Annotated in this window: 27 protein-coding genes and 2 pseudogenes; 17 read left to right on the top strand and 12 right to left on the bottom strand. The window is 67.6% G+C overall.

Going from position 1 to position 25,841, the window contains the following annotated elements:
- Both ACLML9_RS06020 and ACLML9_RS06015 read left to right on the top strand, forming a co-directional pair.
- Positions 1–719, top strand: a 719-nt coding sequence (locus ACLML9_RS06020) for an SDR family oxidoreductase (protein ID WP_411944537.1), incomplete at its 5' end; no start/stop codon positions are given.
- 1 nt (position 720) lies between these two features.
- A complete protein-coding gene (locus ACLML9_RS06015; RefSeq protein ID WP_030525310.1) occupies positions 721–1,548 on the top strand; it encodes a mycofactocin-coupled SDR family oxidoreductase in 828 nt (275 codons plus the stop codon).
- Between the two features lie 157 nt (positions 1,549–1,705).
- Here the strand turns inward: ACLML9_RS06015 and ACLML9_RS06010 are convergent, their stop codons facing one another.
- The 6 genes from ACLML9_RS06010 to ACLML9_RS05985 form a co-directional block, all read right to left on the bottom strand.
- Entirely contained in the window at positions 1,706–2,329 is a 624-nt protein-coding gene (locus ACLML9_RS06010; RefSeq protein WP_411944536.1) for a DUF4328 domain-containing protein, read from the bottom strand.
- 287 nt (positions 2,330–2,616) lie between these two features.
- Complete coding sequence (locus ACLML9_RS06005) at positions 2,617–3,480, bottom strand: alpha/beta fold hydrolase (RefSeq protein WP_411944535.1); 864 nt, start codon at positions 3,478–3,480, stop codon at positions 2,617–2,619.
- A 154-nt stretch (positions 3,481–3,634) separates the two neighbouring features.
- Positions 3,635–3,892: a hypothetical protein gene (locus ACLML9_RS06000; protein ID WP_411944534.1), complete on the bottom strand. Its 258-nt coding sequence runs from the start codon at positions 3,890–3,892 to the stop codon at positions 3,635–3,637.
- 2 nt (positions 3,893–3,894) lie between these two features.
- Positions 3,895–4,059 (bottom strand): FAD-binding protein, encoded by a 165-nt coding sequence (locus ACLML9_RS05995; RefSeq protein WP_411944533.1) that lies wholly within the window; start codon positions 4,057–4,059, stop codon positions 3,895–3,897.
- 29 nt (positions 4,060–4,088) lie between these two features.
- A complete protein-coding gene (locus ACLML9_RS05990) occupies positions 4,089–4,460 on the bottom strand; it encodes a nuclear transport factor 2 family protein (RefSeq protein WP_411944532.1) in 372 nt (123 codons plus the stop codon).
- Between the two features lie 71 nt (positions 4,461–4,531).
- Entirely contained in the window at positions 4,532–6,067 is a 1,536-nt protein-coding gene (locus ACLML9_RS05985; RefSeq protein ID WP_411944531.1) for an FAD-binding protein, read from the bottom strand.
- A 259-nt stretch (positions 6,068–6,326) separates the two neighbouring features.
- On the opposite strand from ACLML9_RS05985, the pseudogene ACLML9_RS05980 reads away from it, so the two are divergent.
- Together ACLML9_RS05980 and ACLML9_RS05975 are read left to right on the top strand one after the other, a co-directional pair.
- A pseudogene (locus ACLML9_RS05980) lies at positions 6,327–6,973 on the top strand (hypothetical protein); the annotation flags it as partial.
- 70 nt (positions 6,974–7,043) lie between these two features.
- A complete protein-coding gene (locus tag ACLML9_RS05975; RefSeq protein WP_411944530.1) occupies positions 7,044–7,727 on the top strand; it encodes a PadR family transcriptional regulator in 684 nt (227 codons plus the stop codon).
- A gap of 239 nt (positions 7,728–7,966) precedes the next feature.
- Here ACLML9_RS05975 and ACLML9_RS05970 read toward each other — a convergent pair whose 3' ends face one another.
- The 4 genes from ACLML9_RS05970 to ACLML9_RS05955 all read right to left on the bottom strand — a co-directional run bounded on the left by ACLML9_RS05970 (position 7,967) and on the right by ACLML9_RS05955 (position 12,414).
- Positions 7,967–8,803, bottom strand: a complete 837-nt coding sequence (locus ACLML9_RS05970) for an IclR family transcriptional regulator (RefSeq protein ID WP_411944542.1) — start codon at positions 8,801–8,803, stop codon at positions 7,967–7,969.
- 245 nt (positions 8,804–9,048) lie between these two features.
- On the bottom strand, positions 9,049–9,954 hold the full coding sequence (gene bphC / locus ACLML9_RS05965; protein ID WP_411944529.1) for a biphenyl-2,3-diol 1,2-dioxygenase: 906 nt from the start codon (positions 9,952–9,954) through the stop codon (positions 9,049–9,051).
- A gap of 33 nt (positions 9,955–9,987) precedes the next feature.
- Positions 9,988–11,169 (bottom strand): hydroxylase, encoded by a 1,182-nt coding sequence (locus ACLML9_RS05960; protein ID WP_411944541.1) that lies wholly within the window; start codon positions 11,167–11,169, stop codon positions 9,988–9,990.
- Between the two features lie 57 nt (positions 11,170–11,226).
- Positions 11,227–12,414 carry a Rieske 2Fe-2S domain-containing protein gene (locus ACLML9_RS05955; protein WP_411944540.1) on the bottom strand — a complete coding sequence of 396 codons (1,188 nt, stop codon included), beginning with the start codon at positions 12,412–12,414 and terminating at the stop codon, positions 11,227–11,229.
- A gap of 371 nt (positions 12,415–12,785) precedes the next feature.
- On the opposite strand from ACLML9_RS05955, the gene ACLML9_RS05950 reads away from it, so the two are divergent.
- Entirely contained in the window at positions 12,786–14,084 is a 1,299-nt protein-coding gene (locus ACLML9_RS05950; RefSeq protein ID WP_411944528.1) for a TetR/AcrR family transcriptional regulator, read from the top strand.
- Between the two features lie 136 nt (positions 14,085–14,220).
- On the opposite strand, the gene ACLML9_RS05945 is transcribed toward ACLML9_RS05950, so the two are convergent.
- Positions 14,221–14,520 carry a transposase domain-containing protein gene (locus ACLML9_RS05945; RefSeq protein ID WP_411944527.1) on the bottom strand — a complete coding sequence of 100 codons (300 nt, stop codon included), beginning with the start codon at positions 14,518–14,520 and terminating at the stop codon, positions 14,221–14,223.
- A gap of 281 nt (positions 14,521–14,801) precedes the next feature.
- Here ACLML9_RS05945 and ACLML9_RS05940 point away from each other — a divergent pair, with 281 nt between their 5' ends.
- From ACLML9_RS05940 to ACLML9_RS05930, 3 genes are all read left to right on the top strand, one after another.
- Positions 14,802–15,536, top strand: a complete 735-nt coding sequence (locus ACLML9_RS05940) for a DUF4352 domain-containing protein (RefSeq protein ID WP_411944526.1) — start codon at positions 14,802–14,804, stop codon at positions 15,534–15,536.
- A 520-nt stretch (positions 15,537–16,056) separates the two neighbouring features.
- Positions 16,057–16,326 (top strand): DUF1778 domain-containing protein, encoded by a 270-nt coding sequence (locus tag ACLML9_RS05935; protein ID WP_411944525.1) that lies wholly within the window; start codon positions 16,057–16,059, stop codon positions 16,324–16,326.
- A complete protein-coding gene (locus tag ACLML9_RS05930; RefSeq protein WP_411944524.1) occupies positions 16,323–16,838 on the top strand; it encodes an N-acetyltransferase in 516 nt (171 codons plus the stop codon). The genes ACLML9_RS05935 and ACLML9_RS05930 overlap by 4 nt, the downstream gene beginning before the upstream one ends.
- Here ACLML9_RS05930 and ACLML9_RS05925 read toward each other — a convergent pair.
- On the bottom strand, positions 16,822–17,409 hold the full coding sequence (locus ACLML9_RS05925; RefSeq protein WP_411944523.1) for a GNAT family N-acetyltransferase: 588 nt from the start codon (positions 17,407–17,409) through the stop codon (positions 16,822–16,824). The two genes, ACLML9_RS05930 and ACLML9_RS05925, sit on opposite strands and share 17 nt — an antisense overlap.
- Before the next feature lie 395 nt (positions 17,410–17,804).
- Between ACLML9_RS05925 and ACLML9_RS05920 the strand changes: the two genes are divergently transcribed.
- The 9 genes and pseudogenes from ACLML9_RS05920 (at position 17,805) to ACLML9_RS05880 (ending at position 25,815) form a co-directional block, all read left to right on the top strand.
- Complete coding sequence (locus ACLML9_RS05920) at positions 17,805–18,011, top strand: hypothetical protein (RefSeq protein WP_411944522.1); 207 nt, start codon at positions 17,805–17,807, stop codon at positions 18,009–18,011.
- 141 nt (positions 18,012–18,152) lie between these two features.
- Positions 18,153–19,049, top strand: coding sequence for an SAM-dependent methyltransferase (locus ACLML9_RS05915; RefSeq protein WP_411944521.1), 897 nt, complete (start codon positions 18,153–18,155; stop codon positions 19,047–19,049).
- A 99-nt stretch (positions 19,050–19,148) separates the two neighbouring features.
- Positions 19,149–19,739, top strand: a complete 591-nt coding sequence (locus ACLML9_RS05910) for a hypothetical protein (RefSeq protein ID WP_411944520.1) — start codon at positions 19,149–19,151, stop codon at positions 19,737–19,739.
- Between the two features lie 241 nt (positions 19,740–19,980).
- A complete protein-coding gene (locus ACLML9_RS05905) occupies positions 19,981–20,271 on the top strand; it encodes a hypothetical protein (protein WP_411944519.1) in 291 nt (96 codons plus the stop codon).
- Between the two features lie 163 nt (positions 20,272–20,434).
- Positions 20,435–20,857: pseudogene (locus tag ACLML9_RS05900) on the top strand (oxygenase MpaB family protein); the annotation flags it as partial.
- 448 nt (positions 20,858–21,305) lie between these two features.
- Positions 21,306–22,454: an ATP-binding protein gene (locus tag ACLML9_RS05895; RefSeq protein WP_411944518.1), complete on the top strand. Its 1,149-nt coding sequence runs from the start codon at positions 21,306–21,308 to the stop codon at positions 22,452–22,454.
- Positions 22,455–22,703: 249 nt separating this feature from the next.
- Positions 22,704–24,026 carry an ABC transporter substrate-binding protein gene (locus ACLML9_RS05890; RefSeq protein ID WP_411944517.1) on the top strand — a complete coding sequence of 441 codons (1,323 nt, stop codon included), beginning with the start codon at positions 22,704–22,706 and terminating at the stop codon, positions 24,024–24,026.
- On the top strand, positions 24,023–24,973 hold the full coding sequence (locus ACLML9_RS05885; protein WP_411944516.1) for a carbohydrate ABC transporter permease: 951 nt from the start codon (positions 24,023–24,025) through the stop codon (positions 24,971–24,973). Before ACLML9_RS05890 ends, ACLML9_RS05885 begins: the two co-directional genes overlap by 4 nt.
- Positions 24,970–25,815, top strand: coding sequence for a carbohydrate ABC transporter permease (locus ACLML9_RS05880; RefSeq protein WP_411944515.1), 846 nt, complete (start codon positions 24,970–24,972; stop codon positions 25,813–25,815). The genes ACLML9_RS05885 and ACLML9_RS05880 overlap by 4 nt, the downstream gene beginning before the upstream one ends.
- The last annotated feature ends 26 nt before the right edge of the window (positions 25,816–25,841 follow it).

Genomic DNA, 25,841 nt, shown 5'->3' with positions numbered 1-25,841 from the left:
CCGAGGAGGGCGCCGATATCGTCGCCCTCGACCTCGCGGAGAGCGCGGCCGACCTGGTCGCGGTGGCCGGGGAGGTGGAGGATCTCGGCCGCCGGTGCGTCACCGGTTTCGCCGATGTCCGTGACCCGCTGGCGGTCGAGGAAGCCGTGAACACCGGAGTGACGCAGCTGGGCCGGCTGGATGTGGTCGTCGCCAATGCCGGCGTCTACGCGGATCTGGCGCCGACCTGGGAACTGTCCGACGACGCCTGGCAGCGCGCCCTCGATATCAATCTCACCGGAGTCTGGCACACCGTCCGGGCGGGGGCCGCGCACCTCGACGCGGGCGCTTCGATCGTGATCGTCGGGTCGACGAACGGCATCAGAGGCGGCGCTTCGGCCGCCCACTATTCGGCGAGCAAACACGCGGTGGTGGGACTGGCGCGGACGCTGGCCAATGAGCTCGGCCTGCAGGGCATCCGGGTGAACACCGTGCATCCGGGATCGGTGGCGACGCCGATGATCCTGAACGGCGACGTATACGCGAAATTGCTGCCCGGGATGGCGGATCCGACCCGCGACGACGCGGCGCGGGTTCTCGCGGAACGGACAATTCTGCCGGTGCCCTGGGTGGAGCCGGTGGATATCAGCAACGCGGTGTTGTTCCTCGCGTCCGACGAGTCCCGGTACATCACCGGCACCCAGCTCGTCGTGGACGCCGGACTTACTCAGAAGGTGTGAGATGGGACGGGTTTCGGGCAAGGTAGCGCTGGTCACCGGCGCCGCACGGGGTATCGGGCGGGCCCAGGCGGTCCGGTTGGCCGAGGAGGGCGCCGATATCGTCGCGCTGGATCTCTGCGGTCCGGTGGAGACGGTGGTCATCCCACCGGCGACGCCGGAAGACCTCGAGCAGACCGTGCGAGCTGTCGAGAAGACCGGGGCACGGGTCGTGGCCGCCACTGCCGATGTCCGCGACGGCGCGGCGCTGCGGGCGGCGGCCGACCGGGCGGTGGACGAACTCGGCGGTCTGGACGTGGTGTGCGCGACGGCCGGGATCACTTCCAGCGCACCCGGGCTGCAGCTGACCGAGGAGCAGTGGCGGACGATGCTGGACGTCAACCTGACCGGCGTATGGCAGACCTGCAAGGCGACCGCCCCGCATCTCATCGCCCGCGGCGGCGGATCGATGATCCTCACCAGTTCGATCGCCGGACTGCGCGGACTGGTCGGGGTCGCGCACTATACGGCGGCCAAACACGGTGTGGTGGGGTTGATGCGGTCGCTGGCGCAGGAGCTGGCACCGCACGGGATCCGGGTGAACTCGGTGCACCCCACCAATGTGGATACTCCGATGATCCAGAACGATATGGTCCGCCGGTCGTTCCGCCCCGACCGGGAGAACCCTACCCGCGAAGAATTCGCGGAGGCCGCGCGGACCATGAACATGCTGCCGATCCCGTGGGTGGAGCCGGTCGATATCGCGAACGCGTCGCTCTTCCTGGCCTCGGAGGAGGCCCGCTACATCACCGCGGTGACCCTGCCCGTCGACGCGGGCAGCACCCAGCGGTAGGGCTCCGCCGAACCGGGGCGCCGGTCACCGGGGCCGCCGGATCACCGCCGTGATACAGCACTCGAGTCGACCGACCGCCTGGTCACGATATGCGACGGGGAAGGCGGCGCGGCCGGCAGCCTGGTAGAAGCTCGCCCGGGAACGCCGTATGGCCGTCCTACCCCTGCGCGGACGCCATGTGTTCGTCTTGCCAACGGGCCACGGTGAGAGCGAGGGACCGGAAGGAGAGCGCCGCCACGACGTACAGCGCCGTGCCGCCCAGCAGACTTCGGCCCAGAACCACTGCACCCTCGGGGAACCCTGATCGGTTCAGCTGAAAAAAGCCGTAGGCCAACAGAATCGGCGCCACGAGCCAGCTGATCCACCACACGAAGACCGCACGCAGGTTTTGCCCGGCCGGGTTGCTCGCCCGGACCACATCGCTGACCACGATCATCGGAACCACGAAGTTCACGATGGGGATCAGCCAGCCCACGATCGCCCACCACGACGGCAAGCGGTGACCGGCCGGGGCCAGGAGTCCAGCGTTGGCGCGCGCCCGTACCAGCCATCCTATGACCAGTACGCCGACCACAGGCCAGGCCAGGATCATGAACAGGGCACCCGACCCGAGCAACGCCTGGCCGATCTGCCCTTCCGTCGATTTCTGGGTCGAGCCGAAGGTGAAAGCAGCCGCGGCCATCGCCAGGGGCCCCAGAATCGCGATGAAGACCGCCGTCGTCGCGGTCAGCGCCCACCCGCGTAACGGTCGAATGCCGCGAGAATTGATGATGCCCTGCATGGATTCCTCCCGTATCCGTGCGACGCGGACGACTCTCCGGTAGTACCGCATGATCGCCCACGGAGTCCGGCCGCCGTGTTCGGATTCCCGACCGGACAGCGACATAGTGGCATTCGATGAGCTCGCGTGCCACGCAAATCGACCGATTCCGCTCCGCACGAGACGAATCGGCCGTGGAAGCGCCGGCCGGGATCCCAGCGGTCGTAAAGCAGGGTGTTCGGGCAGCAGGCTGCCGATCCGGCCGGCGGGCCCAACTTCGTCGAGTGGTAGCAGGTCTTCCCGGCGCCTCAGTCCTTGCGGGTCAGGAAGGCCATGACCGTGGATTCGAAGGCGCCCTTCTGCTCGATCATCGCCCAATGGCCGCAATCCGGGAACACGTGCAGTTCGGCGCGCGGGATGGTGCGCATCGGCAGCAGGGCCATATCCAGCGGGCTCACCCGGTCGTCACGTCCCCAGGTCACCAGCGTCGGCGCCTTCACCTTGTGCAGCAGCGCCCACGGCGGCGGGCTGTCCGCGGCGTCCATGGCGCGCACCATCGCGGTGAACGCGGCCCGGCTGTACATGCGGCGGGCGCTGTCGAGAGTGGCCGGATCGGTGGCCTGGGCCCAGCGCTCCTCGACCATCTCCTCCGTGACCAGGGCCGGGTCGTACACCATCGAGTGCAGCCAGGCGATCAACCGTTCGCGGGTCGGGTTCTCGGTGAAGTCCTGGAGCAGCCGGATGCCCTCCCCCGGACCGGGACTGAAGATGTTCTTGCCGATACCGCCGATGGTGACGATCTTGCCGACCCGGTCGGGGTGGGCGATCGCGTAGTTCAGCGCGACCCCGCCGCCCATCGAGTTGCCGACGATATCGACCCGGTCGAGGCCGAGCGCGTCGACGAAGCGGACCACCGCGTCCAGGGCGGTGATCATCGGATGCCCGCCGAAATCGTCACTGACGCCGAAACCGGGGAACTCCAGGATGAGAGTGCGGAACCGTTCGGCGAAGAAATCGAGATTGCCGCGGAAGTTACGCCAGCCGGTGACCCCGGGCCCGGAACCGTGCAACAGCAGCAGCGGCGTACCGGAGCCTGCCTCGTAGTACCGCAGCATTCCGGCGTCGGTACGTATCTCCCGCAGCTCGTGCTCGGTGCCGGAAACCGTCGTCATCGTCAACCCTCCATCTCGCGTGCTTCCTTCCGAACCACGCTGCCAGGTGCGCGGCGACCGCTCATCCGGAGTTCCCGGTGAGCGGTCGCCGCGTGCCGTCGGGACTGAGTAAGGGGTAGCCCTCCTGCCGACAGGCGAGCACCGGGCAGCCGTGTCAGCCCAGGCGGCCCGGCACGGGTTCCCGGCGGTGTTCGTCGGTGGGTAGATCACCGTCGGCGACGGCCCGTTCGATGGAATCGCGCAGCGCCGGGCAGGTCGGTATCCATTTACTGGGCTCGCCGAGGGCCGCCCGGCGGGCGAATTCGGGGCAGGCGGATTCGGCGTCGTCGAGCCATTGCACACTGGTGTGGCTAGGGCTGAACTTCTCCACCAGCACTCGGTTACCGCAGGCGGCGCACTGTACGGGCTGCACGATCACTCCTTCATCGCGGCGTGACGGGCGGCGGTAGCGGCCTTCTCGATGACCAGAGTGTCCGCGCCCCGGTCCGCGGCGGCCACTGCGCCGGTGAGGCCGCCGGCGCCGCTGCCCACGACCAGGAAACCCACCTCGTGGTCCCAGTGCTGTTCGGTAGAGGACACGGATATCTCTTTTCTCGTAGAGCTCGAACTCAGCCGAAGCTGATGTCCTCGGCCGACCAGAACGCGCGCATACTCGTGATCCGCGCGTTCTCGTCGAAAGTCATGACGTCGATGGGTTCGACGGTGATGGTCTGGTCACCGGTCTCGGTGACCACCCGGAAACCGAACGCGGCGCTGTCGCCGCTCACCCGCAAGGTCAGCAGTTCAGTACTGCGACGCGCGGATTCGAGGCTCCCGTAGAACTTCTCGATGGCCGCGCGGCCGGTGTGCGACGGACTGCCCACCGGGTCTTCCAGGGTGGCGTTCTCGTCGTAGAGGGCGGCGATATCGGCCGCGGTTCCGGTGGCCACGGCGTCGAGGTAGCGGTGTACGGCTGCGCGGATCTGTTCGGGTTCGGGCATGGGCGTTTCCTGTTCGGGTTCGGGGCGCCGTGATCCGGCCGGCCCGTGGGTGAGCGTGTCGCCGGTCGGCGCTAACGGCCGAGCATGTTCAGGACAGCGAGGTGGGCGAAGAGCATCGAGGCGCCGATCGGGTTGCCGCCGCCGGGGTAGACGGTGCCGCTGACCGCGGCCATGGTGTTGCCCGCGGCGTACAGGCCGGGGATCGGCGTCGCGTCGCGGTCCAGCACCCGGGCGGCGCTATCGGTGCGCAACCCACCCTTGGTGCCCAGATCGGACAGGCCGAAGGCGGCGGCGTGGAAGGGCCCCCGCTCGATCGGCACCAACGGCAGCTCGCCCTGGGAGAAGGCCCGGTCGTAGGCCTCGTCGCCGCGGCCGAAATCGGTATCGGCCCCCGCGGCGACCATCGCGTTGTACCGCTCGACCGTCTCGACGAGGTGTGCGGCGGGGACACCGATGGCCGCGGCCAGTCCTTCGAGCGTCTCGGCGCTATGCCACAATCCGGCCGCCTCGTATTTCTCGGTCTCGACCATGGACACATTCGTGGCCTGTACCGGCGGCCTGATCCCGTCCCGGTCGTCGTAGATCATCCAGAACGGCAGGGTCATACTGCCGGCGCGCAGTCGTTCGATCGCCGCCCGGCCGAGCCGGTCATAGGGCGCGGATTCGTTGACGAACCGCTTACCGTCCTGGTCGACGAAGATGCCGCCGGTGAACCACAGCGCGAAGGCCGACCGCCCGTCCGGATGGGTGAGCCCGGGCGACCACCACGCCTGGTCCATGAGATCGGTATCGGCTCCGGCGGCGATACCGGCCCGATGCGCTTTTCCTTGATTGCCGGGCGGGCCCATGGTGTCGCGGGCCGCGCCGGGCACCCCGTAGTGGCGGCGCATCTCTTCGTTGCCCTCGAATCCGCCCGCCGCCAGCACTACACCGCGCCGGGCCCGGATCGCGATCGTGCCCCCGGGCCGTTCGATACGCGCGCCGATCACCGTACCGTCCTCGACGATCAACTCCGCGAGGGCGGCGTTGCGGTACAGGCGGACGTCCGGATAGGCCGCCAGCGCGCGCAGGAAACGGCCGATCAGCGCCTGCCCGCCGATCAGGAGCTCCGGCGGTTCGGCGCCCAGCCGGTCGGTGTCCAGCGGGCCGCGCAGATGTGCGCGCAGGTCGCCCAGTTCGGCGGCGGGCAGCGGTACGGGGACGATATGGCGTTGTCCGTCCGTTCGCGCTTTCGGGGCCGCGCCGAAATAGTCCGGCCACGGGTACATCTGGAATTCGAAACGCTCGTCGCCCTCCAGGTATTCGATGAGGTCGCGACCGCGGCGCACGAAGGTTTCCTGCAGTTCCCCCGGGGTGCGGTCGCCCACGACCGCGCGGAAATAAGTGAGCGCGTCGTCGAGGGTGTCATCGGTACCGGCGCGCTCCAGCACGGGATTGCACGGGAACCAGACCCCGCCGCCACCGGAATACGCCGTGGTGCCGCCGAATTTGTCGGTCGCTTCCACCACCGCGACCGACAATCCCTCCCGGGCCGCGGTGTAGGCGCCGGCGAGTCCACCGCCGGATCCCGCCACCAGCACATCCACTTCGTCGTCGAAGTCCACCACTGCTCCACCGCCTCCTCGCGCTGCCGGCTCGTGCCGAGGCCGACGGTAGGGCCGGTGCGCGGCGCGGGCGAACGGTTCTCCCGGTCACCGGGAGAACCGGCGTCATCCGGTGAATGTGCCGGTCAGCGGGAGGAGGGCGACCAGGAGGCCGCGGCTGTCCCTACCGTCGCCGCAGAGCGCCGGACACCCGAGCGGTTGGAGGCACTGTGAACCCCGGAAACCCCTCGTCACCCGGCCGGACCCGAGTCGATGTGGCGGGGCCGGGCGGCTGCTGCACACCTCGGCCTGGCCGCACGAGGGTGTCGACCTGACCGGACAGCGGGTCGGTGTGATCGGCACCGGTTCCTCGGGAATCCAGGCGATACCGGTGCTCGCCGAACAGGCCGCGCGGCTGCACGTGTTCCAGCGCACCGCCAACTACAGCGTGCCCGCCGGCAACACCGCCCTCGACGACGAACTCCGGCGCAAGCAGAAGGCGAACTACGCGCAGCGACACTCAACGAGGCGTGGGCGGAGGGCCCGGTGAACCATCTCGGGCTCGGTGTCCCCGGTTTCCCCGATCTGTTCGACCTCACCGGCCCGGGCAGCCCGTCGGTACTGGCCAATATGGTGCTGCACTCGGAACTGCACGTGGACTGGGTGGCCGAGGCGATCGGGTTCGTCGACGGACGTGGAGCCACCGCGCTGGAGTCCCGTGCCGACGCGGCGGCGGCCTGGGTCGCCGAATGCGCCGAGCGAGCGTCCGGGACCTTGATGACCCGGGCGAACTCCTGGTACCGGGGGGCGAACATCCCGGGCAAACCGCGGGTCTTCATGCCGTTCGTGAGCGGTTTCGGGGCGTACGGCGAGATCATCGCCGAGGTCGCGGCCGCCGACTACAAGGGTTCCGACCTACTGGATCGGTGAGCGACACGATTGCACCCGCCGCGGTAGTCATATGCCGGACCGGCATATGACCACTGATAGCATTCGGCGAATGACGACGAGCGAACCCGACCTGGCGCAGATCAACCTGCCGCCGACCAGCTGGGCGGTGCTCGCCATGCTCTCCTACGAGGAGGAGATCTCCGGGTACGACCTGAAGAAGTGGGCCGACTGGAGTATCCGCTACTTCTATTGGAGCCCCTCCTACAGCCAGATCTACTCGGAGCTGAAGAAGCTCGAACGGCACGGGTTCGCGCACTCGCGGGTCGACGCCGACAACGCCATGCGCGGCCGCCGCCTCTACCGGATCACCCCGGCCGGCCGGGCCGCCGTCACCGCCTGGACCAACAGCGCGCCGGTCGACCCGCCGATGCTGAAACATCATGTGATGTTGCGGATCATGTTCGGACATCTGAGTTCGCCGGAGCGGCTCAAGGAGATCCTGCGCGACCATATGGCCGATGCCGAACGACTCGAACGCAGTGCCGCCGTCGACGCGGCGGCCGCGAAATCCGAACCGGGCTGGGCCTACTCGCAGATCGTGCTGCAGTGGGCCGAACGCTACTACGCCTCCGAACGCGACCTCACCCAGCAGCTGATCGACGATATCGACGCGGCCGAGACCGCGCTGGTGGCGGCCGAACGCGACGAGCGGGCCGCCTATCCGCATCCCACCCCGGGCCGCTGGCGCGAGGTGGAGCAGCGGGTCAAAGAGGAGGACCCCGGGCGGCGCTGAGCGCCCTCGCCGGGCGCCGGTCCGCCGAGGCCGTCGCCCGCGCTGTCTTCGTGACCGGCCGCGGTGCAGGCGGCGATTCCGGCCCCGGAAGGCGCCCGGTCCGGCAGGGCTCGGTGAGTACTGTGCGCGGGGTTCCGTCCCTGTCGCCGCCCGCGGTGGGCACAGCCGCCGTCCCCGACCGGCTCTCTCCATCGAGCGCACGGCGACGGGCCGCCCTCGGGTAGCACGCACGACACCGGTCAGACGTACTGCAGGGCCGCCATCGGGTGGGGCCTCGGCACCGAACCCAGCGGGCGGGACTGCTGCAGTGTGGGATGTACCCGGACCCGGCCGTCCTCGACATTGCGCCAGATCCCCAGCGCGGTCATCCGCACCGGCGCGGCCGTCCGGTGATCGAAGCTCATCCGGTCCACCGGCCCGCAGATCGATACCGCGGCCACCGCCTGACCGATCTCCCCGACCGGCGCCGCCACGCATCCGAATCCGGCCAGTGATTCCTCGCGCTCGAAGGCGATACCGTGCGCGCGGACCTTGGCCAGTTCGGCGCGCAGTTGCGCGGCCGTGGCGATGGAGTACCGCGTCTTCGGCCGGACAGGGCCGGCACCGAAGACATTGCCGCGCCCGCCGTCGGCGTAGGCGAGGATCGCTTTGCCCACCGCCGTACAGTGCGCGGGCTGGCGGCCCCCGACGCGGGTCGGTACCGCGCCCGCCAGCCGTCCGCCGACCTTGTCCAGGTACACCACGTCCGTGCCGTCGAGCACGGCCAGATGCACCACACATCCGGTGGTGCGGTGCAGTTCGTGCAGGAACGGCACGGCGGCGCGGTGCAGCCGGTCCTGGTGCACCGCCAGCGAGCCGAGTTCCATCAACCGCAGGCCCAGTTCGTAGTCCCGGCCGTCGCGCCGCAACCAGCGCAGTTGTACGAGCCGCTCCAGGATGCGATGCGCCGAGGACCGGGGTAGCCCGGTCCGCCGCACTATCTGGGCGAGCGTCAGGCGTCCCGGGCCCTCGAACGCGTCGAGAACGAGCGAGACGCGGTCGAGCACAGCGCTCGGGGTGGCGGCGTCGGCCTGCATAGTCATGAGCCCTCCATTGGGTCTACGAGCTGATGCCCAATCGAATATGCCGAATAGGCATATTACTATTAGTATCATTCCTTTGTGGTAGCTGTCACAGGAATCGCAAAGGTTGGCCGAAAATCACGAACGGCCCCCCGAACCGGGCGATACGCCCGGCCCGAGGGGCCGTCGATCCAGGAGACGCGCTGCGGAGCCGCGGCCCCGTCCGAGGCCTCGGCTCCGCATCGCCGCAGGCGGCGCGATTACATCGCTGCCAGTGGTTCGCTACCGGACCAATCGTGGCCCCAGTAGCTGTCCGCGGTGATCTCCTCCGCGGTGTAGTACTTCTCGTCGACCTTCATCCCGTCGGTGCCGAATTCGATATCCCAGCCGCCGGGGGCGCGCACGTAGAACGACACCATCTTGTCGTTGGTGTGCCGGCCCAGCGTCGAGGACACCGAGAACCCGTCCTTCGCCACCCGGTCCAGCGCCTGGCCCACCGCGTCGAGCGAATCGACCTCCACCATGATGTGCACCAGCCCGGGCGCGCCGCCGTGCGGTGCGGGGCACAGCGCCAGGCTGTGATGGCGTTCGTTCACGCCCAGGAAACGGACCCGCACCGGCCCGAACTCGGGCGGCGCCGGCACCCGGAACGCTCCGCGCGGCAGGAAACCGAGGACCTCGGTGTAGAACTCGAACGCACCGCCCAGGTCCATGGTGGGCAGCACCGCGTGCCCCAGACCCTGGGCGCCCGTGACGAACCGGGCGCCGAACGGGGTCACCACCGGACTGTGGTCGAGTACGGGGCCGTGGAACACCTCCAGCGTGGCGCCGGTGGGGTCGGTGAAGGTGATCGCCTCCTCGACCCGGCGGGCGTCGGCATCGTCCTGGGACAGCGGTTCCACCGTGACACCCGCCTTCGACACGGTCTCCCGCACCCGCCGCAGCGCCGCGTGGTCACGGACCTCCCAGCCGATCCGCACCACCTCGTCGGTCTCCCCGGCGACCACCACGATCCGCGCGGCCCGCTCGTCCATCCGCAGGTAGAGCGCGTTCTTGTCTGGTCCCGACCCCTCCGCGAAGCCGAGCACGTCGAAGGCGAACTGCCGCCAGCGCTCCATATTCGTGGTCTGTATCTGTACGTACCCGAGGCTCTTGATATCGGTCATTTCGTTCCTGTCGTTCTTCTCGTCCCCGGCCGGTCAGATCATCGAGCGCAGATGCGCGGCCGGGTCGAACCCCATCGAGCTCAGCGCCGAAGCGTGGTACACGGTGCTCGGAACGTGGATGGCGTGGTTGAGGCCGGCGTGGGCGTCGCGCCAGTACCGCTGCAGTGGTTTGTCCATGCGCAGCGCGTTACCGCCCGACCGGGCGAAGATCTGGTCCACGGCCATCACCGCCCGCCAGGCCGCCCGCACCTGGGTGCGGCGTCCGGCCGCGCGGAGCGCGAAATCCACCTCGCCGCCGGATTCGACGATGCCCCAGATCCGGTCCACATTGGCCAGCAGCTCCTGGCGCGCGGCGTTGATATCGGCGGCGGCCTCGCTGATCGCGAACAGCACGTACGGATCGTCCTTGACCGCCGTCCCCTGCGCGCCCACCCGGCCGCGCTGGTAGTCCAGATGCGCGGCCAGCGCGCCCTCCGCGATCCCGATGACCGCCGCGCTGATACCCAGCGGGAACATCGTCGACCACGGCATCTTGTACAGCGTCTCGGTGACGCCGTACTCGCGCTGCGCGGTGCCGTCGATGACGTGGTCCCCGTTCATCACCCGGTACGACGGCACGAACGCGTCTTTCACGACGATGTCCTTGGAACCGGTGCCTTTGAGCCCCACCACGTTCCACGAGTCCTCGACGATCTCGTAGTCGGCCCGCGGCAGGATCATGTGCAGCATCGTCGGCGGATCGGCGATCCCGCCCTGCGCGTCGCCGAGCATGGCGCCGAGGAAGATCCAGTCGCAGTGGTCGGTACCGGAACTGAACTGCCAGCGGCCGTTGAAGATATAGCCGCCGTCCACCGGACGGGCGATACCGGTCGGCGCGTACGGCGACGCCATCCAGGTGTCGTTGTCGGCGCCCCACACTTCTTCCTGCACCCGCGGATCGGCGAAGGCCAGCTGCCAGGGATGGACCCCGACGATGCCGCAGATCCAGCCGGTGGCCGGATCCAGCGCCGCCGCGGACATCACCGATTCGGCGAACTCCCGCGGATGCGCCTCGAACCCGCCGTACTTCTTCGGCTGCAACAGCCGGATCGGGCCGGCCGACTTCAATAGTTTCGCGGTCGAATCCGGCAGCCGGCCGAGCCGTTCGGCCTCCGGGGCCTGGTCGCGCAGCTGGTCGGCGATCGCCGCGAGATTGTCGAGAACTCTGGTCATGATGGGTTCCTAGGTAACGCGCGCCGGGTGTTCACCCGGCGCGCACGAGAAATATTCGGGTCAGGTGGTGGTGTCGAGTACCGCGCCGCGGGCGATGTTGTCCGCGACCTCCGCCTCCCAGCTGGTGACGGCGCGTTCGGTATCGATCTCGAATTCGAACCGTTTGGTCATGTCCTCGGTGATGTCCTCGACATCCACGTAGAACTGCTGGTACCAGCGGCGCAGCTGGTACACCGGCCCGTCCTCCTCGGAGAGCAGCGGGTTGTCGATGGGCGCCTTGTTCTTCCAGATCTCGACATCCTGTTCGAAACCCACCTCGACACCGCGCGCGAACTGCGCCGCCATCGCCTCGGCGTCGGAGTCCGACATGCCCTGGGGTTTCTTCACCATCGCGCCGTACTGCAGGACGAACGAATTCGACGTGACCGGGTAGTGGCAGTTGATCAGCACCGTCTCGATCGTCATACCCTGCGCCTCGTTCCACAGCCAGTCGATCATGTAGGAGGGGCCGAAGTACGAGGCGTCCGAGCGCAGCGCGGAATTCGGGTCGTCGTAGCTGGTACCGACGTTGATATCCCCGCGGGGGGTGGACCGCATGTACTGGGTCGCCACATGCCCTTCGAAAACGTTCTTGAAGTAGCGCGGGAAGGAGTAGTGGACGTAGAAGAAGTGGGCCATATCGACCACGTTGTCCACGATTTCCCGGCAGTTCGACCCCTCGACCAGCAGGGAGTTCCAGGTCCAGTCGGTCCACTCCGAGGTGCCGTAGCCCTCGATCTCCGGGACCGTCACCGCGTCGGTGGGTTTGCTGCCCTGCGGGTCGTGCCAGACGAACAGCTGACCGTTGCGTTCCAGCGTCGGCCAGGCCCGGGTGCGGGCCAGCGGCGGTACCCGCCGGGCGTACGGGATCCCGGTGCACTTGCCGTTACCGCCCCAGCGCCAGTCGTGGAACGGGCAGGCGATGGAATCGCCTTTGACCGTCCCCTGGGCCAGGTTGCCGCCCATATGCCGGCAGTACGCGTCGAGCACGTGCAGCGTGTCGTCGGTCTGGGACCGGAACACCACCAGCGTGGTGCCGAATGCCTTGACCTCGTGCGGTTGCCCGTCCCGGAACGATTTCGCCAGGCCCAGGCAGTGCCAGCCGCGCGCGAACCGGGTCGGGGCCGCGGCCGCCTCGATCTGCCTGTATTCGTCTGTACCGTGCTGGGGTCGCCCGTTCGGTGCAAGATCCGGCATCGGAACCTCCATGTTCCAGCGGAGTTGTGTGACTGCGCCGATAGTGACCTGAGGCACCGGGTCGACCCAGCCGCGTTCCCGGTCAGTGGACACGTTTCGGCGCCGCGATTGCGCCGGGGTGCCCCGGCCGGCCGGAATCCCCGGTCACGCCGGCCGGAATCCCCGGTCACTTCGACCGCCGCGGTACCCCGTATCCGGGACTCGGGGACCCCGGTTTGTGCCATGGTTGGGTTCTCCCCTCGGGGAGTCCTCGTGCCCCCGGCCCCCGCGGCCACCCGGCGACGAGCCGGAAACCCGGGCCGGGCCGCGCACCGACCGCCCGGAACGGCCCCTGAGCGGGGTGCCCGGCATTGTCGCTGGTTACCCGACGATAGGATTACGGAATGAGCGTCGACAATCGCCGGGTCCGGTCGTCCGCGCCGCCGGTGCGCGCGAACGGTCGTGACGATCCGGGCAGCGACGCCGCCACCGGGAAGAAGGAGAGCGCCGCGGCGGCTCGCCCCGTGCGGCGCCGGCCGAAGAACCGGCGGGCACAGATCGCGGCGGCCGCGGCCAACGCGTTCGGTTCGCTGGGATACCACGGCGTGAGCATGGAGGACATCGCCGGCGGGCTCGGTATCAGTTCCGCCGCCCTGTACCGCCACTACCCCAGTAAGTACGCGCTGTTCCAGGAGGAGTCGCTACGGGTCGGCCAGGCCATGGCCGAATCGGTGCGGCTCGACGCCGAGGCCGCGGCGGCCCCGCCCGAGCAGCGGTTGCGGACGGTGCTGGAAGCACTCAGCGCGGTCACGGTCGCCAACCGGGCCAGTGTGACGCTGGTGCGCTGGGAAGGCCGCTACCTCGAGCCGGCCGACCGCGAGATCCGGGAGGTACAGCAGAACGCGGTGCTGGAGGCGCTGGGTACCCAGCTCGCCGCCTACCGCCCGCAGCTGCGCGGTCAGGATCGCCAGGTTCTGGTGGTGGCCCTGCTGTCGGTGATCACCAGCATCGCCGATCACCATGCGACGCTACCTACGAAAGCCCTTGCCGGACTGCTCGTTTCCACCGCTATGGACCTCGCTGCGGTAACGCTGCCGGAACCAGGGGAGGTCGAACCCGCCCGCCCGGTGGAGATCCCGGAATCGTTCAAACACGAACTGCTGCTCCGCAAGGGTGTGGAACTCTTCCACGCCCGCGGATACCCGAATGTGAGCGTGGAGGACATCGCCACCGCGGCGGGCCTGTCCGCGGCGTCCGCGGTGTACCGCTTCTACCGCGGAAAGAGCGATCTGCTGGCCGCCGCCTTCCGGCGCGCCGCCGAACGGGTGTCCAGCGCGATCGGTCCCGCGGTGGCCGGGGCGGCCGGACCGCGGGAGGCGCTGGATTCGCTGATCGACCAGTACGTCGAGGGTTCGTTCGCCGAACGGGAACTCACCTTCGTCTACTACACCGAATTCCAGCACGTACCCGCCGAGGAACGCGCCGCCCTGCGCAATGTGCAGCGGCTGAGCGTGGAGGAATGGGCACGCCTGGTCCGGCAGGTGCGTCCCGAACTCTCCGGTCCGCAGGCACGTTTCCTCGTCCACGCGGCCTTCGCCCTCGTGGTCGACCTGGGCCGCGCGCTCGGCACGGTCGCGACCGCCTCACAGGAGCGGGTCGCCCTGCTCATGCGGACAGTCCTGTACGGCGGGCCCGCCCACTAGCCCCAATGCCGCGCAGTTGGGTTGTGCCCAGTTGTCAACCGGGCACAATATGGATGCTGACCTGGGTTTTGTAGGCTGGTGGTAGAGTTCGGCCATTCGGCAGCCGGGTAGCGGCCGTGGTCGGTCAGTGTGGTGATCAGCCGGTAGCGACCGGCCCGGCGCGGCCCCCCGGCGCTTGACCCAGCGCCGAGGACCCCGGACGGGCGACTCGGGCACCGTCGAGGCCGGCGACCAGTCGCGCCCACACCTGCCGATAACCGTTCTCGGCGAACAAGCAGCCCGCCAGCAGCAGATACACCACCACCCGCGAGGGCAGTGCCCGGACCCGGGCCTGCACCGCACCCACCGATTCCAACGCCGCGTCGACCAGGTCGAACGGCACGATCTGGGTCAACTCACCCAGATGACCCGGCGCGAACGCACCCGCGGCTACCACACCGCGCCGGTTGATGACAGACCGATCCGACAGCGGAGCTCCCAGTGAAGAGTTGTCTTGGAGTGACAAACCTCTTCTACCAGGCGCTCCGCTGTCCCATGTCACGACATACCGAGCCCGGCAATCGGATCGGCTTGACACCACACACGGACCCCCAACTGCGCGGCATTGCCACTAATGGGGGCTGGCTGCTTTCTGTCTACATCACCCCAGGTTCCAGCGATCTGCTGGTACTAATTTGAAAACACCAATTTTCGGTGCATAACGCAGGAGAAAACTCAATGACCCAACCGTTCCAGCAGCAGCCGCCGCAGCAGCCCGGGCCCTACCCGTACCAGCCCCAGCAGCCTTATGGGGCGTACCCGCCGCCGCACCAGCCTTACGGAGCCCCGTACCCGCCGCCGCGGCCTCCGAAGAAGAAGACCCCCCCGGTGCCGCTGCTGATTCTGGTGGGCGTGCTGGCACTCTGCGGTTTCGGTGGATGTGTCTCCGCGATCGGCGGCTCCAACGATGACGCCGCCAGCAAGACCACTACCAGTCGTGTCGCCCCGGGCGAGCAGGCCAAGGCCGCACCTCCGGTAGCAGCACCCACCGAACAGGCACCGCCGAAACCCGATCACGCGCCGGCCGGGAGCGCGGTCCGAGACGGCAAGTTCGAATTCGTCGTCACCCAGATCGAGCAGGGCCTGAAGGTGGTGGGCACCAACCCCTATCTCCAGAAGGAGGCGCAAGGCCAGTACATCCTCGTCCACACCACCGTCACCAACATCGGTGACCGGCCGCGCGCCTACTTCGGGTCCAACCAGACCCTCATCGACGCGCAAGGCCGCGAGTTCACCAACGACACCATGGCCGAGGTCAACGTCAACGACTCCGCCGTCATCGGAGCCGACATCAACCCGGGTAACCAACTGAGCGTGGTCATCGCCTTCGATGTCCCCGTCGACGCCCAGCCCACGGTGATCGAGTTCCACGACTCGGCGTTCTCCGGCGGTGCGAAGGTCGCACTGCAATAGCCCACCCGGACGTACTGCCGGCCCCAGCCGGACAGTCCGGCTGGCGACGGGTGAGCAGGGTCGCATGCGTTCGATAAGGTGGGTGGCGCGGAACAGGTTTGTCGAGCCCGGCAAGCTCTACCGCACCCCCGCCGGCTGGTCGGGGAGCCGTCGCCCGAGACCTGCCATAACGGGCACTTCTTCGGCCCCAACCGCGTCACGGTCGAGTGGGAGCCCTGCCGATGCGGAGGTCACCGCACGCACGCCTGCGGGACCTGCGACGACATCGTTCGATGGCCTGAGAACGGGCCGGAATGCGAAGACGGCACCTTCGACAACCGCTGCGTACCGGCAGCGGACTTCCCATCACCTCGGATAGCCGGTGCCATCGGCCGTCGGAGAATACTTCGCGCTCTCGGATCCTCGCTGGTCAGAGCGGTGAAATGATTACGATTCGTGTGGCGTTTGCCCTAAGTACCTAGTGTTTGCCGTACATTCTCCGTACATTGGGCTGTACACCACAACACACGCGAGGCCCGTCATGACCACCAAGACCGAACGCTTCGAACTAAGGCTAGACGAAGAACGACGGAACCAAATCGAAGCCGCAGCTGATGCGGTCCAGGAAAAGCCCAGCGAGTTCATCCGAAACGCCGCCTACGAGCGCGCCGACCGGATCCTCGCACTGTCGAGCCGCACACTCATGCCGGCAGAACAGTTCGACGCGATGATGGAATCGCTGGACACACCCGACTACGCGCCGGGCCTGGCCAAGGCAGCCGCGAAGCCGAGAATCTTCGAGCGCCGGTGACCTGGATATCGACCGGAATAACCACCGGGCACGACCTGAGCCGGTTCGACTGCGGCAAAGAAGTGCTGAACCGATGGCTGCAACAGTCGGCCTTGAACGCCGAGCAGCGTTGGACCAGTCGCACCTACGTGTGGACCCAGGGTGACGATCCCGTCGTCCTGGGCTACTACGCGATTGCCCCGACATCGGTCGACAAGGACGTCGACGGCATAGCCGCGAAGTTCTCGACCGGACTGAAAACCGTCCCGGCATTCCTGCTGGCCAAGTTCGCCCTGGACCGCGAGTTCCACGGGCAGGGCATCGGCGAGCAGATGCTCGTCGATGCCGTCACCAAGATCATGGGCGCGGCCCAGGCGTCCGGCGGGCGCCTGATCGTCGTCGACGCAATCGACGAAGAAACGGTCAGCTTCTACGAGAAGTACGACTTCATGCTGGTGAAGAACACCCCGAACCGGCTCATCATGAAGCTCGCCACCGCACTCGACACCTTCGGAGTCAGCGTCCGCCGCTGACTCCATCGTCGAACAGCGGAAGGTCACGCATCAGCACATCGAAGATGGGCGCGTCGTCCCATCTTGGGCGCAGCCGGCCGACCTGGTACCAGCCCCACTTCCGATAGCGCGCGTAGGCGCGCTCGTTGTCCGGCTCCACCAGCAACGTTGCCCGCCGCTCACCGCGGCCGCGCAGCAGCTCATCGTGTAGTGCGCGAGCGAGACCGTGGCCGGTGTGCTCGGTGCACACCATGATCTCCGACAGCGCGAACGTCCGCGCCCCCGTCTCCGCGGTGAACTCGGCGGGGTCGCCCTCGTCGAGTTGAAGGCCGCCCCACCACGCCGCGCCCGGCTGTAGTGGCCACCCCCACGTCTGCCCCGTCGGCGCCCCATCCACATACGCCACTACCAGTTCGAAACCACTGCTGCGGTCGGGGTGGGTGTAGGCGTCGAATCGGCGCATGAACTCGGCAGGGGAGTCGAACGGGTCACCGGTGTCGATTGCGTCCACGTACGCCCGGCGATAGATGCCCTCTACGGTCGCTCGTAGGTCGCGTGCCTGCGCGGCATCATCATGGCGGAACTCCGTCACTCGATTTCCTTCCGTGTCGCACCTTCGAGCATCCTGAACTCCTCCCGGAACTCAGCAGCCGCTGGATGGTCGGTGGCTCCCACCGGCGTCAGTACTCGCAAGGTGCGGCCCGACGTCACTTTCCGTAGCTCCGCAAGGACGCCCATACCGACTTCGACCGCGGTGGGGATATCACCGGTGCGCGCATGTGCAGCTGCCGCCCACGCCCGCGCATGCACGGCGTTGCGAGTGCCCTACTCGGAGTAGCCCCGGCGCCGGGCCGATAGCCAGCCATCCGTTGTCGCATACCGTGGCCCGACTTCCCCGGCGCCGGGTGCACACCATGACGGCCTCATTTGGGGAGAGGACACATGCAAGAGCCGCTTTCGACCGGTAGACCGGCAACGAATCGGGCGATGGCCGGTGCTCTACGGCTGCTGGATGATTCGTACCGGACCGACTTGGAAACCATGGAACGGGTCGCTGCGGAGTTGCGTAACGGGCCCACCGACATCCGGCGCTTCACCACTGCTACCGATCGGGCGCGCCTGCGGGCTGAAATCGAGCGCATCGTCAATCGGCTGCGTGCCGCGAAGATCGAAGTGGTACCGAGTGTCCGATAACCACGAATCACCATGTGCCAGCACGAGGAAGCCTGTCGACGTCGATCCCGCGTTGTCGATGTCCGACGATATCCCGGCCGCCGATGTCCTGGAGGAAGTCGCCGCAGGGCTTCGGTCTCACACCTATCGCGAGGAGGCGGCATGACCGGGCACGCACCGGGCCCGGTCACCGGCGCCCGAAAGCCCGTCGGTGTCGACACCAGCCGCCCGAGCATTTCCCGGGTCTATGACTACAGCCTGGGCGGCAAGGACCACTACCCGGCCGACCGCGCAGCCTTCGAGCAGATCCAGCGGGTAGCGCCACGCCAGGGCGACGTCTCCCGGATGAACCGGCGCTGGCAGCAACGGGCTGTGCGCTACATGGCCGGCGTCGGCCGGATCACCCAGTTCCTCGACATCGGGGCAGGGCTGCCGGTGTTCGCGAACCAGAACACCCACGAGATAGCCGAATTGGAGTCCCCTGGAGTCGAGGTCGTCTACATCGACAACGATCCGGTCTGCGGCGCGCACGGTCGCGTCATGCTGGAGCGTAACGAGCGCACGCATTACCTTGACGGCGACCTGCTGGAGAAGAACACCCTGCTGGAGAACAAGGGTGTGCTCCAGCACATCGACATGACGCGCCCGCTCGGGCTGCTGATCTGCGGGCTTCTGCACCACGTCGAGGACAGGCTGGATCCGGTCGGCGTGATGCGCGAATACATCGACCGGGCGCCGGAAGGCTCATATATCGCGATCACCAACTTCTGGGATCCTGCCGACGAGGACCCAGAACCGCACGATCTCGCGGTGCGCCTCGAGCATGCCCACGTCGAGATGGGCCTTGGATCAGGGTGGTATCGCACCCGCGAGCAGCTGGCCGAGTACTTCAAGGGCTTGGAAATCCTCGAACCCGGGCTGGTCCAACTGGAGGACTGGTGGCCGGCCGGGCCGCCTACCCGGCCACGGCTGCCGGAGGAGCGCTTGATGCTGGGCGGCGTCGGCTATAAGCGGCCACCGATCCGGCGACTGCTGAGCCCGGTAGAAGACGACGAATAGCCCCGCCGGCCCCGATCTGGGGCCGGTGGAGTGCTTTCGGCTCCGACCCGCGACGGGCCGAGCGCGCCGACCGAGGTCCGAGACGGCCGGCACCTGGAAGTGGTCGAATCGTCAGGCCATCGGCAATACGAGAGAAGGGCGTCAACGATGAACCAGCAATTCGACCAAGCACAGCAGGATCCGGCCTTCCTGGAGTGGCTGCAAGCCATGGATGACGAACTCGGCAGGTTTCTCGCCGAGGACGCTCCAGCGATCGGGGATCTGGCCGACCCGTACACCGCAGACGGGCTCGCCGTGTGCGAGGACGTGATCCGCGATCGTCTCGGCAGTATCCACGCGATCGACGACCCGGCCAATGCGCGCCTGGTCGATCGCTTCGTCCGCTTCATCGGTGAAGTGCACCGCCGGGCCACCGAAGCCCGGTGGGTCAACGTCGCCCACATGCGCGAGGCCGGCCCCGTGTGGCCGCAGATCCTGCGCCCGTTCTCCGAATGGGCGGTGGACCCGCGCGCCCAGATCGGTGGCGCCTTCGCCAAGAAGCCACAGCAGCCGACACAGCTGGTGTGGGTCCTCAACAACATGCTCACCGAGTACACGCGGTGGGTCGAGTACGGGCGTCCGAAGCCCGAGGAATACCAGCGTCTCTACACCGAACAGCTGGTAGCTGAAACCGATGGAAACGATTTATAGGCGGTAACTATGGGCCCGGGGGACAGACCGGAATCGCTCACTCCCAGCGAGTACCGGAGGTACATGGATGGGTACGTGCCCGACAAGCTCAAGGCCAACCAGATCCCGAGGACCCCGCTGGGGTGGCGAGAAGCATCCACGGCCTGGAAGGAGCGCTATTGGCAGGGTAAAACCATGGAGAAGGGCCTGGACGTCGTTTTCGGGCTGAGCGCATCGGGGTGGCAGCGGGAGGTGCCCCGCCATGAATGCCCAGGTCGCCGCGTTGGTCGAGAAAGGCGTGCCGGCCGACGCGGCCCGCTCGGCGGTGCTGGCCCGCCTGTCTTCGCCCACACAGGATCACCGATCCAATCAGGACAGGGAGATGGAGCGGGTCGAGCAGCAGCTCCTGGCGGCCAGAATCCCACCGGCAATTGCTCGGGCTGCTGCCGAGGGCCGGATCCACGAACCGCCGGAAGTGACCCGCGCGAAGGCCGCGGCGGAGGCTCTGGAGAAGAAGGAGGAGCTGGAACGCCGATACGGCAGAGAACGCTGACCGGTTGTGACGCAGGTTATGCGCACCTGGATCGGTTGGTCAGTTACATATTTCGCCGTTCATGCGGCAAGAAGGGCGGTTGGCATCATCTGACCCCGCGCGCGGGGCAGGCGCTTATCGTGGCCGGGAAACCGCCCACGTCAGAAGAAAGGACCCCATCCATGGCGAGGCGTTCTACCGGTCCTCGTCCGCCCTGGGCACAACGCTGCAGGTCACCGAGGATATGTGGCCGGCCATCCGGGCCGAGTTCGACGAATACTGGAACGCCGCCTGCGAACAGGCGGTGCTCGACGATTTCGTCCGCTCCTACCTCGAGGACCTGCTGAACCTGCGGATGATCCACTGGTACCTGCGTATTCCGTTCCGCGGCCTGCTCAGGTTCCTCACCATCGGTTTCCTGAGCCCCTGGTTCCGTGAGCAGATGCGGGTCGAATGGTCCGCTGCCGATCAGCGCCGGTTCGAAAATCTCTTCCTCTTCGTCGGTTTCGTGAACCGTTTCATTCCCCGCTTCCTGCGGCACGGCGGCCGTCACGCCCTGATGGCCGACGTGCGGCGCCGCATCAAGAGGCAGAAGAACCTCATCTGACCCCGGAGAGTCGTACGGTGGGTGGCCGCGCAGCCGCGGCCACCGTGTCCGACCTCTCGCGACCCGCGGTCGGTCGGCGGGCAGAGCTTCCGAAGCCGGAGTCGTCGCATTTTCCCGCCCTGATACAGCCTTGGCATAGGCTCGACGCGTGGTTCAAAGTTTCCGCCACAGGGCGACAGGAAAGTCTCTATCAGAGGTTCGGGTCGCCGGACGATGGAGCACACTACTACCGGAGTGCGGTTCGCCACACGACTTCTGCACCCCTCGACCGTCGACCTGATCCAGAGTCCCACCGGGATTTCGTGGAGCCGAACGTGCAGGCGAGGAAATGAGCGGCGCAGCGTCCCGAGGTCCGACCGACCTGGCGGAGATTGTGCATGAGGCTGCGGAGCGTGCGGTACGCGCCCTCGTTACGTGCACCACGGACATCGTCCGGCAAAAGCAGGCCATGTCCGGTGGAGCGAAACAGTCCGCCGACCGATTCCTCGGCAGAGATTACCGCGGCAAGGAAGTCGCCGACGGCGTACAACAGCAATCCGGTCCGGAGGTCACGGCTGCGCTGCGTAACGGGAGTCCCGATACCTCCGGACGTCGGCAGTCGTCCGGCGCGGATCGGCCTACCTCATCCGGGGACGGAGCGGGAGACCCTCCGTCGCCGCCCGCGGGTGGCCGACCCGGAGCCGCCGACGACGAACCGCACATTCGCCTGGATCTGGGTGGCCCCGGTTCGCCCGCGCTGCGCGCGGACGCCGTCGGCGCGGCCTCGGCGCGGAACTCCCTGACCGCCGCGCTGCGCGACTGGTCTGCGCCCGGTTACGTCGACGATATCGCGAACGCCGTCGGAGACGTGGTCGGCCACGGTCGCGGTACGGTCCGGCTCACCGCGGAAACCGTCGGCCGGACGGACGGGTCCCGGCTTCTCCGCATCGAGGTCACCCACACCGACGCCGGCCGGGTACGTACGACGTGGGAACTGGACCGGACGCCGCGGACGGTCGAGCGGGTCGTCCCGGGACCCGGCTCCACCCCGCAACCGGAGCGCGCGGCAGGGGCCGATGGGGACGACCGGAGAACTCCGCTGTGGGAGTCGGTGTATCAGGACTATCAAAAGGGAGTCGGGGAGGTCCGCAGGGCGATGGCCCGAGGCCTGGCGGACAACTATCCGTGGCTCACGCCGGCGCAGATCGACGATGCGAAATTGATCATCTCGGAGCTGTACACGAATGCGGTCGCCTATTCGCCCGATCATCGAGGCCGAGTCGACGTCACCGCGCCGGAGGACGGTCGGGTACGCATCTCGGTGACCAATGCCATGGGTCCCGGTGATGCGTTGAAAATGGCGGACTGGGTTCCCGACCAGCAGTCCGTCGAACGGCAAGGGGGTCGGGGCACTCAACTCGCCCATGCGCTGAGCGCGGCCTGCGGCCGGGATCTCCATTTCGGAACGGAAAGTTCCAGTGCCACACACTGGTTCGAACTCCACCGCTCCGGCGAGAGTAGCGGCAGCGACCCGGTAATCGATATGAGTGAGTTGGCGGGCGATCTGGCGGACCTGGGTATCGATCTCGACGACCTCCGCCCTGATGGGGAAAAGTGAACCGGCAGTTCCGGCGGCGATCGGTCACCGCCGGGCCCGGCGCGGCGAGCCGGTGACTCTCCGCCGCCCCCGACCCCATGAGATGCAGGCGAGTCGCTCGGGTCGATTCGCACGGCGGCGTTGGACAATCGCAGGGGCCGGGCAGCGGCATCAGTCGGAGACGGAAGGGACGGCGCTCGAGGCACGAATCGCGGTTCCGTACTCGGACGATTTCGCGCGAGCGGGCGCGGCGCAGGAGGTGATCGCGGCGTGGGTGAGCGAGAAACGCCGCTCGGGCGGCGCGAATTCCTCCGCGCCACCGGCGGCATCGGCGCGGCGCTGGCAGTGTCGGCACTGAGTGCGTGCGACAACGACGACGACGCACTGACGTTCTTCTTCCAGGCCAACCCCGCCGAAGCCGACGGACGGCAGCGGGTGATCGACGAGTTCACTCGCAGAAATCCGGATATCCGAGTGCGCACCCTGCTGTCCGGCCCCGACCCGATGCAGCAGATATTGACCTTCTGCGCGGGCGGCAGATGTCCCGACGTGTTGATGGCGTGGGAACAGACCTATGCCGGTCTCGCCGACCGGGGCGTGCTGCTGGATCTGAACACCCTGCTCGACCGCGACCCGGCCTTCGCCGCCGACCTGTCGGCAGGCGGCACCTCGGCGCTGTACGACACCTTCACTTTCGAAGGCGGGCAGTACGCGCTCCCGGAACAGTGGTCGGGAAACTTCCTGTTCTGCAACAGGACGCTGTTCGACCAGGCCGGACTGCGACCCCCCGGCCGGTGGGAAGACGCGTGGAGCTTCGCCGAGTTCCTGGATATCGGCCGCGCGCTCACCGAGCGTGATCGGTCCGGCGAGGTCCGGCAGTGGGGGTTCGTCGACACCTGGGTGCCGTATTATTCGGCCGGTCTCTTCGCCGTCAACAACGGCGCCGAATGGGCGAGCCCGCGAACCGTTCCCAACCGTTCGGACTTCGCCACGGCTGCTTTCATCGAAGGCGTCCAGTTCTATGCGGACCTGGCCAACAGGTATCGGGTGGCGCCGAGTCCGGCGGATCAGCAGTCGATCTCGGCGATGGACCTGTTCACGCAGGGCAGAGCCGCGCTGGCGATGGGCGGGCACTGGCGGTACCGCACCTTCGCCGAGGCCGGCGACCTGGATTTCGATATCACCGCGCTACCGGCCGGGCGGGCGTTCCGCGGTGCGCGCTCGAATATCGGCACCACGGGCCTCGCCATCTCCGCCGGTAGCCGCCGGAAAGATCAGGCGTGGGAGTTCTTGAAGTTCGCGGCCGGGCCGGTCGGCCAGGCGGTTGTCGCGGAGACCGGCCTTTTCGTGCCGGCCCTCGGCTCCGCCGTGCGATCCCCCGGGTTCGCTGCGGCGCACAGCGATATCCGCAACCTGGACATCCTCGTCGGCGGACCGGCGCATTCCGCTCCCCTGCCGGTCACGGCGGAATGGCCGCGCATCGACGCGCTGATGGACCGGTACATCGGTCCCGTGCTCCGCGGCGCCGCCCCGGCGACCTCGCTGGCGGACCATCTCGCTCCGGCAGCCGACGAGGTGCTGCGCAACCGATGACCACCACCGACGAGATCGCGACCGGGAAACCGGCGGCACCGGTTGCCGCCACCGGACGCCGCTCGGAGTCGGCGAAGCGGCAGGCACGGGCGGCACGACTGTTCATCGCCCCGAATCTCCTGGCGGTCGCGGTATTCCTGGTCCTCCCACTGGGTTTCTCGCTCTATCTGAGCTTCCACGAGTGGGATATGTTCGGGCCGATCCGGTTCACCGGGCTGCGGAACTTCCGCGAGCTGCTCACCACGGACCCGCTGTTCGCCATCGCGTTGCGGAACACGATCGTCTACACCCTCGGGACGCTGATCCCCACCGTGTCGATCAGTCTCGTCATCGCCGCGGCCCTGAACCGCGGAGTCAGGGGGACCGGCTTCTTCCGGACGGTCATGTTCCTGCCCCTGGCGATATCGAGCGTGGTGATGGCGGTGATCTGGCGTTTCGTCTTCGATACGAACAACGGGCTGCTCAATACGATGCTCGGTGGGGTCGGCCTCGGTCCCATTCCCTGGCTGGTCGAACCGCGGTGGGCGATGGTCTCGGTATGCCTGGTCAGCGTGTGGAAGACCATCCCGTTCGCCACCGTGGTGCTGCTCGCCGCGATGCAGGGCGTCCCGCAGGACCTCTACGAAGCGGCGAAGATCGACGGAGCCGGCGCGATCCGGCGATTCGTATCGATCACCGTGCCCCTGATCCGGGGCGCGCTGTCCTTCGTCCTCGTCGTCTCGATCATCGGCTCGGTGCAGGCCTTCGACCAGATCTACGTGCTCACCGGCGGCAACGGCGGCCCGGAAACCGGAACCTACGTCTTCGGCATCATGATCTTCCAGAACGCCTTCGCGTTCGGTGACGCCGGCTACGCGTCGGCCATCGCCTGGTTGATCTTCCTGGTCCTCTTGGCGCCGACCGTCACGCAACTGTGGTTCACCCGCAAGAACTCGACGGAGCGGTGAAAGTGGTACCGGTCTGGAAGACCCGCGCCTTCGTCCGGGCCGCCGCGCTCTACCTCGCGCTCATCGCGATGGCGTGGTGCGCCCTGCTCCCCATCCTGTGGGCGTTGGCGGGCTCGGTGAAGAAGCAGTCCGAAGTCGCCACACCGGCCCTGCTTCCGCGTGAACCACAGTGGTCCAACTACCGCACCGTTTTCCAGGAGATGCCGTTCGGCCGGATGTTCCTCAACACCGTCCTCTACGCCGGATGTGTCACCGCAGGCCAGGTCTTCTTCTGCTCACTGGCCGGATACGCGTTCGCCCGGCTACGCTTCCCCGGCCGCGACGCCCTGTTCGTGGCCTATCTGGCCACGCTCATGGTCCCGCTCACCGTGACCGTGGTGCCCCAGTTCCTGCTCATGCGGGTGCTGGGTTTGACCGATACCCCCTGGGCGTTGATCCTGCCCGGACTGTTCGGCAGTGCGTTCGGCACCTATCTGATGCGGCAGTTCTTCCGTACCCTCCCCGTCGAACTCGAAGAGGCCGCGGTCCTCGACGGCTGCTCCCCGTGGCAGATCTACTGGCGGGTTCTGCTGCCCAACGCCAAACCGGCGGTGATGGTTCTCGCCGTACTCACCTGGGTCGACGTTTGGAACGACTTCCTGTGGCCACTGGTGATGATCCAACGCCGGGAGATCTCCACCGTCACCCTCGGCCTGGTGTGGATGCAGGGGCAATACGTCTCGGACTGGCCGGTGCTGATGGCCGCGTCCATGCTGATCCTGCTACCGCTGGTCATCGTCTACGCGGTCGCGCAGAAGGCATTCCTGCGCGGTATCGGCATGTCGGGTTTCGGCGGACGGTGACGAACCGGGCCGCGCTGTCACCGCGT

This window comes from Nocardia sp. NPDC002869, from assembly GCF_046764065.1.
Lineage (GTDB): Bacteria > Actinomycetota > Actinomycetes > Mycobacteriales > Mycobacteriaceae > Nocardia > Nocardia rhamnosiphila.
This window is presented reverse-complemented; position numbering and strand designations above follow the sequence as displayed.